Below are 15,984 nucleotides of genomic sequence, written 5' to 3'. Positions count from 1 at the left end.
ACCCTGGACACCTCGATTCCGGCAACGAACTACCGCTAAGGCTTCCCTGATCCACTTCACGTTCACCTCGCTCCCCAGCAGCAAGAGACCGGCCCGACATCCGTTGAAGGATTGCTCGGGCTAGCTAGAGTCAACTTTCCGCCGATTTGAGGCAAACCCTGAATGACTACGAGGCAGGAGACCTTCAAAAAAGCTTCGAAAAACCTTCCCGTCTTCTCAGAGCCGTGGATTCCCGCCCTTGTTGCAGAGTCAGCAAGAAACACGACTCCCGGAGGGCCTGGAATGAGCTACAAAGTAACTGAGAAGAGAGTCATTGAGACCCTTTTTCTATTCATGCACTGTGAAATGAGTTTCGAGGACCGTTGGGCGAAGGTCTCGCCGCCATGTCTCGTTCCGTGCCTTCCAAAGGTGATTCCCGACAATTATAATTACTTACCACTCAGCTTATATAATCATTCCGCCATCCGGATCGATTCGCGGCATGGAACCTCTCGAACACCAATGTAAAGATTCAATACCCGCCCCGTTTCCTCTCTAGCGTGGTGTCGTTGCTGCGGCTCCGAGGGGCACGGAGGCGGCAGACCAGCGCCTGATCGCAAGAAGGGTCAAGACTTTCGCAGCCGTCTGAGCGACAATGCAGACGATGCCTAGTCCGCTCGAAGAACTTCTGCCGCTCTCGCTCGACAGTCTGAGGTCGATGGCGAGTGCAAGAGCCTCGCCGAGCCTTGCTGCTGGACGTCCATCGCAAGCAAACTACAAAAAACAATGTTGGGAGGATCTGAAATGAGCTACGAAATCACCAAGAGAACACTCGCGGAAACTCCGTTTCTTTTCATGCGAAGCGAAGTGAAACAGGAGGCCATTGCCGAAGCTCTCGGCACCATGTTCGGTTCGGTATTTCAATACGCCATAGCGCAGGGCATCCCCTTCGCGGGCCCGCCGACTTCCCGCTATCCCTGCTTCGGTCCAGGTCTTGTCACGATTGAAGCGGGCATGCCGATCGCTGGACCAGGAGAGGGAGAGGGCGAGATCCAGCTCGGCTCTCTCTTCGGTGGCGAAGTGGTAACCACGATTCACAAGGGCTCATACGACAGTCTGGGTCAAGCCCACGAAGCGATCCAGAACTGGCTTGAGGACAATGACGAAGAGGTCGGCGGCGCCCCATGGGAGGTCTACCTGACGGATCCGGGCGAAGTGCCGAATCCCGCCGACTGGCTGACCGAAATCAACTGGCCCCTCAAGGGAGCGTAGGCACGCGCCGAGAAGGCTAGGGACGCAGTTGGTATCCTAGGGGAGCATACCTACTTACCCAGACGCTCGAGATGGAATTATCTGTTGACTGTGTAGCGCTCATGCCTCAGCGGAGATTTGAATCATGCATCGCATTCCGTCAGCTAGTGCCCTTCGCCTCACCTCGTTTCTGTGCCTTGGGCTGGTCGCCCTGCCCGTCACCGGCCAGATTGCGCTCGAACTCGACGCTCTCGAAAGCACCCCGACTCGAGCATCGGCCCATCAGCCGGTGGAGCTGTGCTTCCAGTCGGTCTACCTGGAGGGCGAGCCGGTGCTCAACTGGACCTTCAGCCGCAACGGCCGAGAGCTCGCCGCCAAGAGCGGATTCGCCGCCGGCAAACTCGATGGCTCCGGAGCGACCTGCTTCACCGCGCCGCCGGTGGAAGACGCCGGCCGATGGCAGAACTGCCAGGAGCCGCCGAAGGAGTTCACGGAGGTCTACGACGTCATGGCCAAGATCGACACCGCCGGCGCGACGACGGACGATCCAGCCCACCAGTACGCCGGAATGGAGGGCCAAACCCGCTTCACCCTAGTGCGCGAAGCCGAGATCGAGGAGCGGCCGGCAGCGTGCGAGGACGGTGAGTGGAACTGGGCCTTCAAGGCCGGCGAACTGACCTGCAAGAAGCTGCCCTTCCCGGTGACCTTGCCGGGCTTCACGGAGAAAGTGGAGATCTACAACGACGGCATCCAGATGAAGGTCTCCGGCAGCAAGTCCGGCGACACGCTGGTGGTGGTGCGCCAGGGGAAGGACGTCCGGGTCAGCGGCAAGACGGTGCCGAACTTTCAGGGCTCGAAGACAACTTCTGACCTCTTCGAGGGCGCGGCGGACCTGCGGGCGCGTTACTCCATCAACGTCCTATCCGACGACCGCATGTCGGGTACCCTAACGGTGAAAGACGCCGCCTACCAAGGCGACGTTTGCTCGATCCAATGGCCATTCGAGGTGCGGCGGGCGGACTGATCCACCCTCGATTCTGGAGGCTGACGTCGGGCATCGGACTCATTGACCTAATAGGCCGCGAGTCCATCCCATTCCCTATGGAAAGTCAGGAGCAGCCCATGGCCTTGATCAAACTCTTCGCCCAGGAGATGAAGCACGAAGCCGCCACCACCCGTCGGGTCCTAGAGGTGGTACCGGAAGAGCACTTCGCCTGGAAACCGCACGAGAAGTCCATGTCCCTCGGCCGCCTGGCCGGGCACATCGCGGAGATCCCCGGTTGGGGACCGGATACGTTGCAGGCCGATTTTCTGGACCTCGGTGGCGACGACGCCTATCAGCCCTTCCATCCCGCCACTCGAGCCGAGCTGCTCGCAGGCCACGACCGGGCGCTAGAGACGTTCTTCGGCTCAACCCAGGGCGTGACCGATGAAGACCTTTCCCGAAACTGGCAACTCCGGATGGGAGACCACATCGCCGTGGAGGCGCCGAAAGCGGCGATTTTGCGCTCCTTCATCCTCAGCCACGTCGTGCACCACCGCGGGCAGATGTCGGTGTTTCTGCGCCTGCTCGACGTGCCCGTACCTTCGGTCTATGGACCTTCGGCGGACGATCCCGGTTCTTTCGGCTGACCCTCAGGTCTCGATCTGGCCTCCATCGAAGGCGATGGGGGCCGCCAACACGGCATCCGGTATGCCGAAGGCGTCAACCAGCGGCACCGCTTGCTGGCGCGCTTCGAGGCACAGGGCGTTGACCAGGTCGCGGATAGCCTTGGCCTTGTTGCTCTCGAAGTACCCTCGCTCCAAGAACCAGGCCCGGTCCTGCTCCAGCCGGTGCAGGGCGTAGAGGTCGCAAAGTAGCGAGAGCACCGCGCGCAGCTCCGGCTCCGGGGTGCCATCGACGGCCTCCGCGAAGCGGTCGAGCACGATGCGCTCGGCGTGGGCCTTTGCCAGGGCGACCAAATGATCTTGACAATCGATGAGGGCCTGCTGGCTCTCCATGCCGTCGTCGATCCGCTTCTTGAGGCGCTGGGCGACGGTGGCGAGCATGCGCTCCTCGCGCCAGCGGAAGGCGCCGCGCTGGAACTCGCGGTCGCGCAAATGGACCTCGTCGGTCTTGCGGGTGATGACGGGGTTGGTTTCCACCACATGGGTCGCCACCCGGCCGATCAGGTAGCGCGCCAGGCGCAGGGTGCTGAAGCTCCCGAACATGTGCCGATAGCCGCCGAGGAGGCTCTTGGCGACGAGCTGCAGGAGGACGGTGTTGTCGCCCTCGAAGGTGGTGAAGATGTCCGAGTCGGCCTTGAGGTCCGCAAATCGGTTGACCGCCAGGTAGCCCTGCCCACCGCAGGCTTCGCGACAGGTCTGGAGGGAATCCGTAGCGTGCCAGGTGGCGACGGACTTGAGGGCGGCGGCGAGGGTTTCGACCTCGCGGCGGGCCTCTCCCTTGGTGTCCTCGCCGGAGCCATCGGTTTCCTGCGAGGCGGCGAAGCGCTCGACCAGGTGATCGAGGGCAAAGTGCAGAGCGTAGGCCTCCGCGACCAACGGCATCAGCCGACGCTGGTGGGTGACGTAGTCCAGCAGACGGGTCTCGGGCTCACCCGGTGCGCCAAACTGTCGGCGCCGGTCACCATAGCGCACCGCAATCGCCAGGCCCACTTTGGAAGCCGAGAGGGCCGCCCGGGCCACGCTCACCCGCCCTCCCACCAGGGTACCCAGCATGGTAAAGAAGCGCTTCGAGGGACTGACGATGGGGCTGGTGTACTCGCCTTCGGCGGAGACCTGGGCGAAGCGATCGAGCAGGGCCTCCCGCGGCACCCGCACACGGTCAAACAGCAGACGGCCGTTGTCCACCCCGTTCAAGCCCAGTTTCTTGCCGCAGTCGCCGATCTCCACACCGGCCATGGGGTTTCCGCTCTCGTCCCGGATCGGCACCAGGAACGCGTGGACGCCGAACCCTTCGCCATCGATTTCGAGCTGCGCGAAGACCGTCGCCAGGCGGCCGTGGCGGGCGGCGTTGCCGATGTAGTCCTTGCGCGCCGCCTGCGTGGGGCTGTGGATCTCGAACTCGTCCGTCGCGCGGTCGAAGCGAGCCACCGTTTCGAGGTCCGCCACGTTGGAGCCGTGGCCGGTTTCGGTCATCGCGAAGCAGCCGGGTAACTCCAGACTCGCCGCCGCCGGCAGGTACTTTTGATGGTGCTTGTCGGTGCCGAGTTGATGGATGCTGCCGGCAAAAAGGCCGAACTGCACCCCGAACTTCACCACCAGGCTCAGGTCGCCGAGGGCCAGCGTCTCGAACACCGCCACGAAGGAAGCGATATCGCCCTTGCCACCCACTTCCTCGGGCAGGGCGAGGGCGCCGTAGCGGCGCTCTGCCAGGGTCCGGCAGCGGGCGAGCACCCACTCGCGGTACTCCTCCTTCGACACCTCCGCCGGCGGCTGCATCTCCGGCTGGGCGAGCAGCTCGCGAACTTCCTGGCGGAGCGCGTGGCGGTCGCCGTCGAGCCAGCGCCTCAGGGCGTGCGGCTCGAAGGCGGCCGCCGACGGCACCGGCTCGGGCACCACCGGCCGCTCCTTGACCACCAGCGCCCGGGTGACTTCGGCACTCGGCAACGACAACGCCGTCTCCAGGCGTTCTAGGGCCTCGATCTCCGCCGGCGCCGGCTCGTGGCCGCCCACCCGCGCCAGCTCCACCCCCAGTTCCGCCATCGTCCGCCGCTCCCCGAGGGAAAGCGAGGCCGACTGCCGGCGGATCGCACTCAACAGTTTCTGAAGTTCCTGGGCGGTGGGTGGACGCTCCGGATCGAGCCAGCGTTCGAGAGCGTCCTGACAGCAGTCCTCCAAACCCTCCACGGCGAGGGCCTGGTCGCCGATGGCGGCGATCTCTTCAGGGGTCAGCTCACCGTCCGCCCAGGCGACGTAGAAGGGCGGCAGGAAGGCGAAGAGACGCGGGTCTTCCGTCAGGGAATGGGCGGAACCGGAAGTGTCGGCGACGGCCATGGGAATCTCCTCAGGAGACTCTCCCGGTGGAAGACGCGAGAGAGATCCCTCCGATCTTCCCACAGGGTGGCGGCGCGCCGTGGACCCCACCCAGGCCGACGCCTGGAGAGTCCGTCTAGTCGCCGAGGAGAACGCGAACCCGGTCGATGACGTTCGGCACCGTGAAACCGAAGTGCTCCGCGACGTCGGCGCAGGTCGCCGAGGCGCCGAAGCCTTCCATGGCCAGGACGTCGCCTGCGAGGCCCACGTAACGCTCCCATCCCAGCGGGCTCGCCGCCTCGATCGCCAGCCGGGCGGTGATCCCCGGCGGCAGGACCGACTCTCGGTAGGAGCGCTCCTGGCGATCGAAGATCTCCCAGCAGGGCAGGCTCACCACCCGCACCGGCACGCCCTCGGCCGCCAGCGCCTCCGAGGCGGCGAGGGCCAGAGACACCTCCGAACCGGTGGCGATCAGGATGGCGCGGGGCGCGGCATCGGCCGGCGGATCGGCCAGCACGTAGCCGCCCCGCAGAGCGCCGTCGCGACCGCGGGCGGCCAGCTCCTCGCCAATCGGCAGCCCTTGTCGGGTGAGCGCCAGGGCCGTCGGGCCGGTGCGGTTCTCGATCGCGATGCGCCAGGCGGCGGCGGTCTCGTTGCCGTCCGCCGGGCGGACCACGGTGACGTTGGGAATCGCCCGCAGGGCAGCGAGCTGGCCGATCGGCTGGTGGGTGGGGCCGTCCTCACCGAGAAAGATCGAGTCGTGGGTGAAGACGGCGATATTCTGCAGGCCGGTGAGCGCCGCCAGGCGGGTGGGCGGGCGCATGTAATCCGAGAAGATCAGGAAGGTGCCGCCGTAGGGGATAAACAACCGGCAGAGCGAGAGGCCGTTCATGATTGACCCCATGGCGTGCTCGCGCACACCGAAATGGACGTTGCGCCCGCCCGGGTCGTCCAGGCTGAAGACACCTTCGTCTGCCAACCAGGTGTTGTTCGAGCCGGTCAGATCCGCCGACCCGCCGACCAGTTGCGGCAGATGCGGCGCCAGGGCATTGAGCACCTTGCCGGACGCCTTGCGGGTGGCGATGGGACCGTCCTCCGGGCCGAAGGCCGGCAGGGTGTTCCACAGGTCTGCCGGCAGGGTTCCGCTGCGGCGCGCTGCGAGTTCGGCGGCCGGTTCCGGGTGTTCGGCGGTGTAGCGCTCCAGCAGGCGATTCCACTCGAAGGTGCGCCGCGCCCCCCGCTCCGCCGCCTTCTCGAAGGCCGTTCGGGCCTCCTCCGGCACATGGAACCTCGGCTCCATCGGCCAGTCCAGAGCCTCTCGGGTGCGCCGCGCTTCATCCTCCCCCAGCGGCTCGCCGTGGGCCTTAGCGGTGTCCGCCCGGTTGGGGCTGCCGTAGCCGATGGTGGTGCGCACCAGCACCAGGCTCGGGCGTTCCGTCTCGGCCCGGGCGCTGCGCAAAGCGGAGTCGATCGCTTCGAGGTCGTTGCCGTCGTCCACCCGCTCGGTATGCCAGCCGCAGCCCTCGAAGCGGCCGGCCACGTCTTCCGAAAAGGCCAGATCCGTGGATCCGTCGATGGTGATTTCGTTGGCGTCGTAGAAAACGTTGAGCTTGCCCAGGCCCCAGTGGCCGGCGAGGGAAGCCGCCTCCGAGGCCACCCCCTCCATCAGGTCGCCGTCGCTGGCGATCACCCAGGTCCGGTAGTCGAAGATCGGAAAGCCCTCGCGATTGAACCGCGCCGCCAGCAACCGCTCGCCCATCGCTAGGCCCACCGCGTTGGCGAAGCCCTGGCCGAGGGGGCCGGTAGTCGTCTCCACCCCCGCCGTGTGGCCGTGCTCCGGATGGCCCGGCGTTTTCGAGCCGAGCTGCCGGAAGTTTTTAAGCTCCTCTATCGGCAGGTCATAGCCGGAAAGGTGCAGCAGCCCATAGAGCAACGCCGAAGCGTGGCCGCAGGACAGCACGAAGCGGTCGCGGTTGAGCCAATCCGGACTCGCCGGATCGTGGCGCAGGTAGCGGGTCCACAGCCAGTAGGCCAACGCGGCCTGCCCCATCGGCGCACCGGGATGGCCGGAGCGGGCGGCTTCGACCATGTCGATGGCGAGGAAACGCAGCGTGTTGATCGCGAGGCGGTCCGCGGACGCGGCCGTCGCCGGAGCGGAGGCTTGATTCATGGGCTCAGGATCCTCTTGGGGTCGGTGGCGGTCAAGCCTAGTCTAGTGGATTGCTCGCCGTTTCGCCGCCTCCCTGCAATGCCTCGCCCGCGGCGTCTTTGACTCCGCCTCGAGGGCTGCATAGAATGACGCGCCTGCCTCGCGGAGAGGTGCCGGAGTGGTCGAACGGGGCTGCCTGCTAAGCAGTTGTCCGGGGTAACCTGGACCGAGGGTTCGAATCCCTCCCTCTCCGCCATTCGCTTTCAGCTCATGACGGTTCGGGAGCGCTTCGGTCTGTAGATCGACAGCCCCCAGCTGTCGATCTACAGGGCGAATCTATGAAGCCCCCGATAACCAACCTCTCCGCCCATTTAGGAACACGCCATCGATTTCTTCTGCAGACTGAGTGGTTCGGCTCTCGCCAGGCGGGGCGGCAGTACCCCGAGTGACATTCTGCTGGACGAGGGTGCTCAAGCGCCCGATGTCTTCACGGCAGTCCGTAGAGCTTCAGCGAAATCCAGAACCAGGCACCGTTCGCCATTGCGAGCCAGGCAGCCGAAGCCAGCAAGAGACGCTTCTGGCTGCCTGGCACGAGGCGTACTTGGTCTGAGAAGAGACAGGCAACCCAGGGCACTATGCCCCAGAAGTACCACCCGCCCACCGCACCCCACACGTCAAAGAGCTGGCGCTTGCCGATAGCGAACAGAAGAAATCCTCCTGCGAAGACGACGAGGGCAACCGCATGAGCGAACCTGTTCTCGCCGGATGACTTCGATCGCGAACAGATCGCCCAGGCGATGAGAAGCACAAAGCCGGTCACCAGCACCGACAGCGGTGGTCGGAAGCTACTCCACCCACCAAGCCAAGCTGCCGTTTTCACAAAGGTGTACGCGCTGTGCATAATCCCCTTGACGACAACCGCGAGAGTCTCCTCGAGCCCGTTGAGTGCATTCAGCTCCAAGACACCGCCGCGGTCGAAGCCACGGAGAAGCTGAATCGGAACGAAGGCGAGGCTCGCCAGCATGCCGAGAACGGCTGCGATCCGGCCTCGACTTCGCCAGAGAACCACCACCGCAAAAGCCACGACGGGCAGTGCCGTGAGCTTCAACAAGGGCCCGAGAGCGAGGAGCGAGGCGATCCACACTGCGGCTATCCCACGGTCGAGGGCAACCAGGACGAGCAGTGACCATAGAAACAAAGGAGCATCATTCGCTACGCGAATCAGGGACTCCGCCGCTCCCGGCAGCAGCAACGATCCCAAGAAGAGCCCCTCGAACCAGCGTCCGTGGCTCGTACCCAGCGTCCGGAGTGGCCGCCAGAGCCCCAGCCCAACCAGCAGGAAGGCGATTAGGCGAAGTGTCAGGAGTGATAATTCGGGACTGAGAGAACCCGCCGGAAGTCCCAAGAGCCAGAGGACGGCGCCAGAGAAAAGGTAGTACAGCGGAGGTTGATGTGCTTGGTAGTTGTCTCGTGGCTCCGCGTCCTCGCCTACGTCGTGCTTGCCAAGAATGTTGAAGGCAGCACCTTGCCCACCAAAGGCAGGACAGCCGAACGCACGCGTCAGGTCAGGCCCGCAGGGATGCGCGAGGACCGAGGCGACAATCTCGCTCGACACCTGCCCGCTTGAGTCGATCTCGCCGCCGGCAACCGCCATCGCTCGCGCCAGATGGAACGGCTCGTCTGGCCCCTCGTACACCGGAACGAAGAAGACGTGCAGGAGTAGCCGAGCAAGCACCACCACTCGAAGGACTCCAAGAGCGCCTGGAGCAGTGAGGGCGGATCGCATCGCCGGAGTCTACCCGTCACAGTAGCGAGTGACATTTCAGGTGACATTGCCCCGAAACCGGCGGGAAACCGGCGAAGAGAGACGCAACGGCGCGCAGGCAGTCGCAAGCCGCAGATCGCTGCAAGCACAGAGGATGACTCGCAAGCTCCCCGTCTGCAGACACTTACCCACTACTCCTCGAAGGATTCCCTCCTCTTCTGGGCGAATCCCTTCGTCTTCTTCCGAACCACTTTTTTCTACCTGGATTTCTCGAAGAACTTCAGACTGGATTGGGGTGGATGTTTGAGAACTCGAAGCACCGACCTCGGAACGTCAATCCGTTTTGCTTCGTCTCAAAACCGTCAATGCTGTTGATCACGTAGCAGCTTTGAGCACCGAACGGAAAGAGGGCAGACAGTAGATCCCGGCCCAGGTGATCGACGATCTCGGAGATGTGCGCTGGGTGATGAAGAAGAACCTCTTCGAGGGGCGGATAGCCGATCTGGCTGAGCCTGGAGGGCTCGAAGTGATCATCGTTTTGAAGCTCTCGAACGAGGCGGAGGTACTTCGCTTCAAGGTTCAGCACGACAGAACGCCTGGGGACCATCGCCCAGTAGCGATGGATCGTGATCTCCCCGCGTTCGAAACGGCCGAAGTTGAGCGAGTGATTGGTTCCCACCGATGACACAGGAACCTCTTGACCGCCTATTTCGACTCTTGCATCGGCCATGGATTGAGCCTCACTCCCCCTCCTCCGAACACTGTCGGCAGTTGCACACTCCTTTGATCGGGCGGCCGTGGGCGCTTTGGAGGAGGAAGGTGAGGGTTTTGAAGTCGTCGACTTCGGAGGCCTTCATGGGCACGCCGATGGGGCGCGCTCGGACGTGGCAGAGGATAGAACTGTAGTTCGCCTGGGTGTAGGACTCGAGGGCGGCGTTGATGAGGTTGTTGGTGTTGGTGTACGTGCCGGTGACCGGGCCCTCGTGGCCGTTGTTGGCCGGGTCGGATTGGGGCACGGTCTTGCCGGGGTGCTTGTTCTGGGTCCCGATGAGCTGGTAGTGCTCGAACACCGAACCGCGCAGGAGTTTGCGGTAGCGGCAGTTGGCGGTTTGGACCGCGGTGGGCAAGGGAGTGACGCGGTAGATGTCCACCGGGGTCGGTGAGGTGGTGGGGATGGGTCCTTCGAATCCGAGACGGGACTGGATGTTCGAGGGCGAGGTGCCGCGGTTGAAGCTCGGCCGCGAGGGCGCCGGCGAGGTGGGCTCGAAGTCCGGGCAGACGGCCTCTTCGAGGGAGACGTTGTCCACCTGCTCAAAGGTCGCCGCCACCCGTCCTTGCCGATTGGCGCCATTTGGCGTGAAGCGCAGTATGTGGAGGGCCACCAGCCCCATCAGCTGCACCCGTTCGCCGGTGTCGATCTTGCGATGGAGATAGCGGTCGAGGCGGTCGCGGACCGGGTCGAGGGGCCGCCAGGCGGCCTTGACGTCGACCATGCCCTGGCGCGCCCACACCGGTAGGTCTTGCAGGTAGCCTCCGGCGCCGAACTGCGCCTTGGTGCCGAAGGGCGGTTGCTGGAAGCCGGCCGGATTGTTCGGATCCTCGACCCGCAGCAGCACGTCGGCGATCTGCTGGTTGCAGTCGAAGTAGCGGAAGTGCTCGATGTAGGTGAAGAACGCCTGGTTGGTCGCCACCTCGTAGCGAACGACACCACCGCATTGGTCCACCAGCAGACCGGTGGGGTCCGGGAAGACGTCCGGCTGCAGGATGTCCGAGGCGTACTCGACCAAATCGGAGTACCCCATGAGGGGCCTGGCGCCGGCCGGCAACGGCGCGCCAGCGGTCGGCGGCCGTGGGGTGTTCCAGCTCGGATAGTCGTTCCACTGCACCGGCGGCAGAAAGATCTCGTCCGGTGAACGGTAAGTCTCCCAAACGGAGGGCACCAGCGGGCCGAAGCCCGCCTGGGTGAGGATGCTGTCGGTCTGGCTCGGTTGGCCGCGCTCCCCGCCCTCTTGATGCGGCCAGTTCAATGCGATGAACGACCGCCACATGAAGTCGTAGAAGGTGTTCTGCTGCTGGACCGGATCGGAAGCCATGGCGAACTCGGGCGGCAACAGGCACGCACTCGCCGGCAGCTTTCCGAGCGGCTCGCCGCACGGGTAGGCATCCTCCGCGGCTGAATCAGCCGCGGAGGATGCGGCCCACGCCTGGACAGCGAGGATCAGGAAGGCAAAGCCAAAGGCCTTCGTCACCCTCCGCAACCCTCTAGCAGGGTGCTCAAGATCTATATCAGCACCCTGCACCAAGCCTGACAGGCGAGGCGGCGCCGCAGGCGCCGTGGATGGGGTGAGACCGAAAACACTGGTGTTTTCGATCGAGGGGGCGCCTAGACCCGGCAATGAAGAATCCAGCAGGTTGCTGAAATCATAAGCCACAGGCCTTTTCAGCAATCTGCTAGAACCGGACCCGGGCCGTCGCGCCGAAGGTTCTCGGCTGGTTGGTCAGGTAGCCGACTCGCGCCAGAGTTCCACGCTCTTGATCGAGGGCCAGGAGAGCCACTTCGTCGGTGATGTTCTTGACGAAGACGGCGAAATCCCAGGTTTCGTTGAGGAAACCGAGACGGAGGTTGAGGAGGTCGTAGGCCGGGAGTTCCGGATCGAAGTTGAAGGCGCTTTGGGTCAGCGGACCGCCGATGTTGTTGGGATCGAAGGCCAACAGGTTGACGGTTCCGAAGCCCGCCGCCTGGTCACCGATTTGGGTGAACCTCGAGCCGACGTGCTGGTAGCTGCCGGTGAGGTAGCCGGCCCACCCACGGCTCATTTCCCAACGCCGAGTGGCCGCCACAGCGGCCTGGAAACGAGGCACCGTCGGCAAGCGCGCTCCGTCCTCGATGCCCGCCACCACGCTGACGTTGCCGGCGGCGTCGGTGGAGGTCAGGGTCGACCCCAACTCCGAGTCGTTGTAGCTGGCGGAGATGGCGAAATCGAAGAAGTTGGTGACCTGCGAAGCCACTTCGAATTCGAGACCGGTGCTCTTGGCGTCCGGTACATTGAAGACCACCCGGGAGGAGCACGATCCCGCCGTGACGGTCGCCTGCAGATCGCTGATGTCCGCCGTAAAGGCGGCCACGTTGACGGTGGTGCGCCCGCCGTGGAGGGTGGACTTGGCGCCCACTTCATAGTTCCAGAGTTCTTCGTCTTCCCAGGTTTCGCGCCCGCCGAAGGTGTCGAGATCCTCGGGGGTGCAGAGCGGCACGTTCAGGGGATCGTTGATCCCGCCCAGGCGGAAGCCCTTGGACACCTGGGCGTTCAACTGGGTGTTTTCCGTGACGTCGAAGCTGGCGATCACCCGCGGAGCGAATCCGTCCGCCGAGGTCGAGCCGGTGGTCGAAACCAGGGCGGTCCCGTTGTCGTTGTTGCCGAAGATGCCGTCGAACACCTGGGTACGGTCTTCGCTGAAGTCGTAGAAACGCAGACCTCCGGTGAGATGGAGACGGTCGGTCACGGCGTAGGTCGCCTCTCCGAACAGGGCGACTTGATCGAACTCGTAGTCGAGATCCGAAAAGAACAACACGTCACGAGGCGCCCGCAGGCCAACCGTCGAGATACCCGATGCGGTTTCGAATCCGTCCACCAGGAGGCGCTGGTCGTAGTCGCGCTCGGTGGTGCTGTAGAAAACACCGGTCACCCAATCCAACCGATCTCGCTGACCGGCCAGGCGGAATTCCTGGGTGATGGTTTGGGCCGTCGTCGCGTCGTCGAGGGGCGCATCGATGGAGTAGACCGGCTCCGCGAGGCCGATGGTGCCGCCGGTGATGCTGGCGGTCAAGGCCGTCGCATCCCGCACCACCAGTACGTCGCGATCGGTGAAAGAGGTGATTGACGTCAGGCTCAGGTCGCCGAAGTCGTACTCGATGTTGAGATCGGCCAGCAGGAACTCATCCGTGAAGGGCTCCCCGATCTGAGTGAACTGCTCACGCTCCCCGAAGTCGACGGCTGGCCGGGTGGTGGTGAATGGGTTGCCGAGGATGTTGTAGGCATCGGCACGATTCCAGCCGTCCATGTCGACTTCCTGGTAGAGGAGACGCGGCGTGATTTTCAAGCGCTCGTTCGGTCGAATCAGGAAGGACCAGCGGACCCCGGTGCGATCCCCACCGTTGACGTCTTCGTCCAGCCGCAGACCGGGCTGCACCGCATCGATGTAGCCCCCGAGGCTGGTGTAGTAGGCGGCGATCCGCATGGCCGCCGTCTCCCCCAAGGGCTGGTTGAAGGCGACCTTGGCGCTGCCACCGATGTCACCGTCGGTGATGGAGTGGATCGAAAGTTCGGCGACGCCGTCCTGCACTCCGATCTCCGGCTGGTTGCTGATGTAGCGCACCGTACCGGACAGCGAACCCGAACCGAAAAGGGTGCCCTGAGGACCGCGCAGGACCTCGACTCGGTTCATGTCGAAGAGATCGATGTCGGGAGTGAAGAGGGAGAGGGAAATGACCGACTCGTCCAGGTAGACGCCCACTTGCTCCTTCACACCCGGCTGGTCGCGCACGATCTGGCCGGCGGAGACGCCGCGGATGGCGACCTGGCTCTGGCCGGGTCCCAGGTTCTGAACGGTGAATCCGGCGACGTTCGCGGAAACGTCCTCGATCGACTCCGCGCCCCGATCCCGCAGCACTTCTTCGGTGGTCGCGACGACCGAGAAGGGTACTTCCTGCAGGGTCTCTTCTTTTTTCCGAGCGGTGACGGTGATCTCTTCCGACACGATCTCCTCACTGACCGACGCTTCCTCTTCTTCCGCCTCCTGAGCCAGAGCCGGCGCAGCGAGAGCAGCGAAGAACAGGATGGAGAAGATGGTCAAAAACAGTGCAGCGAATCGTTTCATTGCAGCCTCCAAAGTCAATAGTTCCAGCCGTTGTCTCCCAAAGTACAGCGAGCACCCGGCGTCCTCGCCGACGGCATCACATTCGCCAAGAGATTGTTCAATTTCAATTGTCCTACATAGTTTACTGCGGTTCTTCGTGGCTCTCATTTCTGTCAGCCAGGAACCAAGGTCTCAAGCGAACAACTGTGGGGCGCGAGCTTCTCGAACCGCCTCGCCTCCCAGAACCCGCCCGTCCGGGTGCCGGTAGCGGCCGCCGCCGAGCTGGAGCAGACAGGTATTTCGACCGTGGTCTTTGGCCTGGTAGAGGGCCTCGTCGGCCAGCAGAAACAGTTCGCTGGCGGTCTTGATGTGGACTTCCGGGAAGACGGCGATGCCGGCGCTCATGCGCAGCGGAATGGCCCGGCCTTCGACTTCGAGATCGATCTCGGCGACCCGCTGGCGCAGGCGGTCGGCAATGGTGAGGGCGGTGGGCCCATCGATGTCCTCGAGCAGCAGGGCAAACTCTTCACCGCCGTAGCGGGCGAAGAGGTCGCGGTCTCGCTTGTGGGTGGCGAGGGTCTGGGCGACGGCGATCAAGGCCTGGTCGCCGGCGCCGTGGCCGTGGGTGTCGTTGATCGCCTTGAAATGGTCGAGGTCGCACAGGATGACGCCGAAGGCGCCGCCGCCCTCGACCGCCCGAACGTAGGCCTCCGCCAGGCGCCGTTCGAGCACCCGCCGAACGGCGGCACCGGTCAGGGGATCTTCGCGCGCTTCACGATCGAGTAGCGCTTGGTGCAGCGAGGCGGACATCTGCGGCAGCAGCGCATCGAACAGGGTGAGCTGATCGTCCACCAGACGGCGGGGATCACACCACAACCGCAACCGCGCCGACACCCCTTCGCGCTCGCCCAGGGAGCGGGTGAGAATTTGCCATTCGGATCGCCGGTGTACACCGGGAATCGGAGGGGGATGAGACGTCAACTGGACGATCCCTTCGCGCAGCGCTCCGTCCGGGCCGGCCCACCAACGGCGCGCCGAGCCTTGCGCAGTCTCGGCGCCCTCCCGTGCAGCACCGTCCTCGGCCGAGTGGAGGGCGAGAGCGAAGTAGCTACAGTCGACCACGTCGACGCACTCGCTCCGAATGCGGTCGATCACCGCCGCCAGCTCGATCCCCGGACCGATCATTCGTTCGGACGCTTGGCGGACCCGGTCGAAACCTTCGAGGCGACGGCTGGCGGACCGTAGACGCCAGCGGTTGCGGGCGGCCTCAAAGGAGACGGCGGCGATCGCGGCGAGCAGGATGGCCACCGGCCACCAACCGGCCCGCCGACCGGCCACTACCGCCGCGCAACCGGCGAGCCAGGCCACCGCTTCGATGGCCAGCGGCGGGAGATCCCGCCAGGCGAGACTCCGCCGCCACATCGGTCGCGGATCGACCGCCTGCAGCAAGCGGTCTGCCGCGGTAAAGGCGAGTTGCAGCAACAAGTAGCCGACCAGCGCAGCGAGCAGGGGCCTGACCGAAGCGGCGAAACTGGCAGCTACCTGCGGACGATGGAAACCGGCGAGGAAGCCCGCCGCGAGCACCGCTACGGCGTAGCGCATGGCGGCGCGGGCGTGGCGCAGCAGCCATCGGCTCCATGGGGGACGGGCGTCCGAGGCCAGTCCACCCACCCCGACCGCCAGCCCCGCCAGCAGGGCCGCAAAGGGCGGACCGAAGAGTGCGAGCGCCGCGGGCACCACGATGGCTCCCGCCGCCAGGGTGCGTCCGCCGAGGGGCCGATGGATGGCGGCGACGGCGGCGACCACGGTCAGGACGATCCACAATCCGACAAGGGTAGAAGGATTCGCCACTCCGGGCACGATGCGGGTGGCCGGCGCAACGCCCCAAGGAAGACTGAGGAGCACCAGGGCGCCACCCGCCAGCGGCGGCAAACCGGTCACGAGAAAGGCGCGAAGCCTGGGGGAAATCGGCATGGCGGAATCGACCCACAGATGCTAGCAGCGATGC

General features: G+C 64.6%; 10 protein-coding genes and 1 tRNA gene. 4 read left to right on the top strand and 7 right to left on the bottom strand.

Annotated features, from left to right (window positions below; translation table 11 throughout):
• The first annotated feature begins 783 nt into the window (after nt 1–783).
• The 3 genes from AAF481_05875 (at nt 784) to AAF481_05865 (ending at nt 2,862) form a co-directional block, all read left to right on the top strand.
• On the top strand, nt 784–1,251 hold the full coding sequence (locus AAF481_05875) for a GyrI-like domain-containing protein (GenBank protein ID MEM7480681.1): 468 nt from the start codon (nt 784–786) through the stop codon (nt 1,249–1,251).
• A 124-nt stretch (nt 1,252–1,375) separates the two neighbouring features.
• The gene (locus tag AAF481_05870; GenBank protein ID MEM7480680.1) at nt 1,376–2,254 is read left to right on the top strand and encodes a hypothetical protein; all 879 of its coding nucleotides are present in this window, start codon (nt 1,376–1,378) and stop codon (nt 2,252–2,254) included.
• 98 nt (nt 2,255–2,352) lie between these two features.
• Nucleotides 2,353–2,862 (top strand): DinB family protein, encoded by a 510-nt coding sequence (locus AAF481_05865; GenBank protein ID MEM7480679.1) that lies wholly within the window; start codon nt 2,353–2,355, stop codon nt 2,860–2,862.
• Between the two features lie 3 nt (nt 2,863–2,865).
• On the opposite strand, the gene AAF481_05860 is transcribed toward AAF481_05865, so the two are convergent.
• A complete protein-coding gene (locus AAF481_05860; protein MEM7480678.1) occupies nt 2,866–5,229 on the bottom strand; it encodes an acyl-CoA dehydrogenase in 2,364 nt (787 codons plus the stop codon).
• Nucleotides 5,230–5,344: 115 nt separating this feature from the next.
• Nucleotides 5,345–7,378 carry a transketolase gene (gene tkt, locus AAF481_05855; GenBank protein MEM7480677.1) on the bottom strand — a complete coding sequence of 678 codons (2,034 nt, stop codon included), beginning with the start codon at nt 7,376–7,378 and terminating at the stop codon, nt 5,345–5,347.
• A 143-nt stretch (nt 7,379–7,521) separates the two neighbouring features.
• Between tkt and AAF481_05850 the strand changes: the two genes are divergently transcribed.
• Nucleotides 7,522–7,613: transfer RNA gene (locus AAF481_05850), tRNA-Ser, on the top strand.
• Nucleotides 7,614–7,844: 231 nt separating this feature from the next.
• Here the strand turns inward: AAF481_05850 and AAF481_05845 are convergent.
• The 5 genes from AAF481_05845 to AAF481_05825 all read right to left on the bottom strand — a co-directional run bounded on the left by AAF481_05845 (nt 7,845) and on the right by AAF481_05825 (nt 15,950).
• Nucleotides 7,845–9,098 carry a DUF2142 domain-containing protein gene (locus AAF481_05845; protein ID MEM7480676.1) on the bottom strand — a complete coding sequence of 418 codons (1,254 nt, stop codon included), beginning with the start codon at nt 9,096–9,098 and terminating at the stop codon, nt 7,845–7,847.
• 304 nt (nt 9,099–9,402) lie between these two features.
• Complete coding sequence (locus AAF481_05840; GenBank protein MEM7480675.1) at nt 9,403–9,852, bottom strand: hypothetical protein; 450 nt, start codon at nt 9,850–9,852, stop codon at nt 9,403–9,405.
• Nucleotides 9,853–9,862: 10 nt separating this feature from the next.
• Nucleotides 9,863–11,215 carry a hypothetical protein gene (locus tag AAF481_05835; protein MEM7480674.1) on the bottom strand — a complete coding sequence of 451 codons (1,353 nt, stop codon included), beginning with the start codon at nt 11,213–11,215 and terminating at the stop codon, nt 9,863–9,865.
• 358 nt (nt 11,216–11,573) lie between these two features.
• Complete coding sequence (locus AAF481_05830) at nt 11,574–13,997, bottom strand: TonB-dependent receptor (protein ID MEM7480673.1); 2,424 nt, start codon at nt 13,995–13,997, stop codon at nt 11,574–11,576.
• Between the two features lie 171 nt (nt 13,998–14,168).
• A complete protein-coding gene (locus AAF481_05825; protein ID MEM7480672.1) occupies nt 14,169–15,950 on the bottom strand; it encodes a GGDEF domain-containing protein in 1,782 nt (593 codons plus the stop codon).
• Between the last annotated feature and the right edge of the window lie 34 nt (nt 15,951–15,984).

It is taken from the genome of Acidobacteriota bacterium, assembly GCA_039030395.1.
Lineage (GTDB): Bacteria > Acidobacteriota > Thermoanaerobaculia > Multivoradales > JBCCEF01 > JBCCEF01.
The sequence above is the reverse complement of the archived record's forward strand: the minus strand, read 5'-3'. Positions and strand labels throughout refer to the sequence as shown.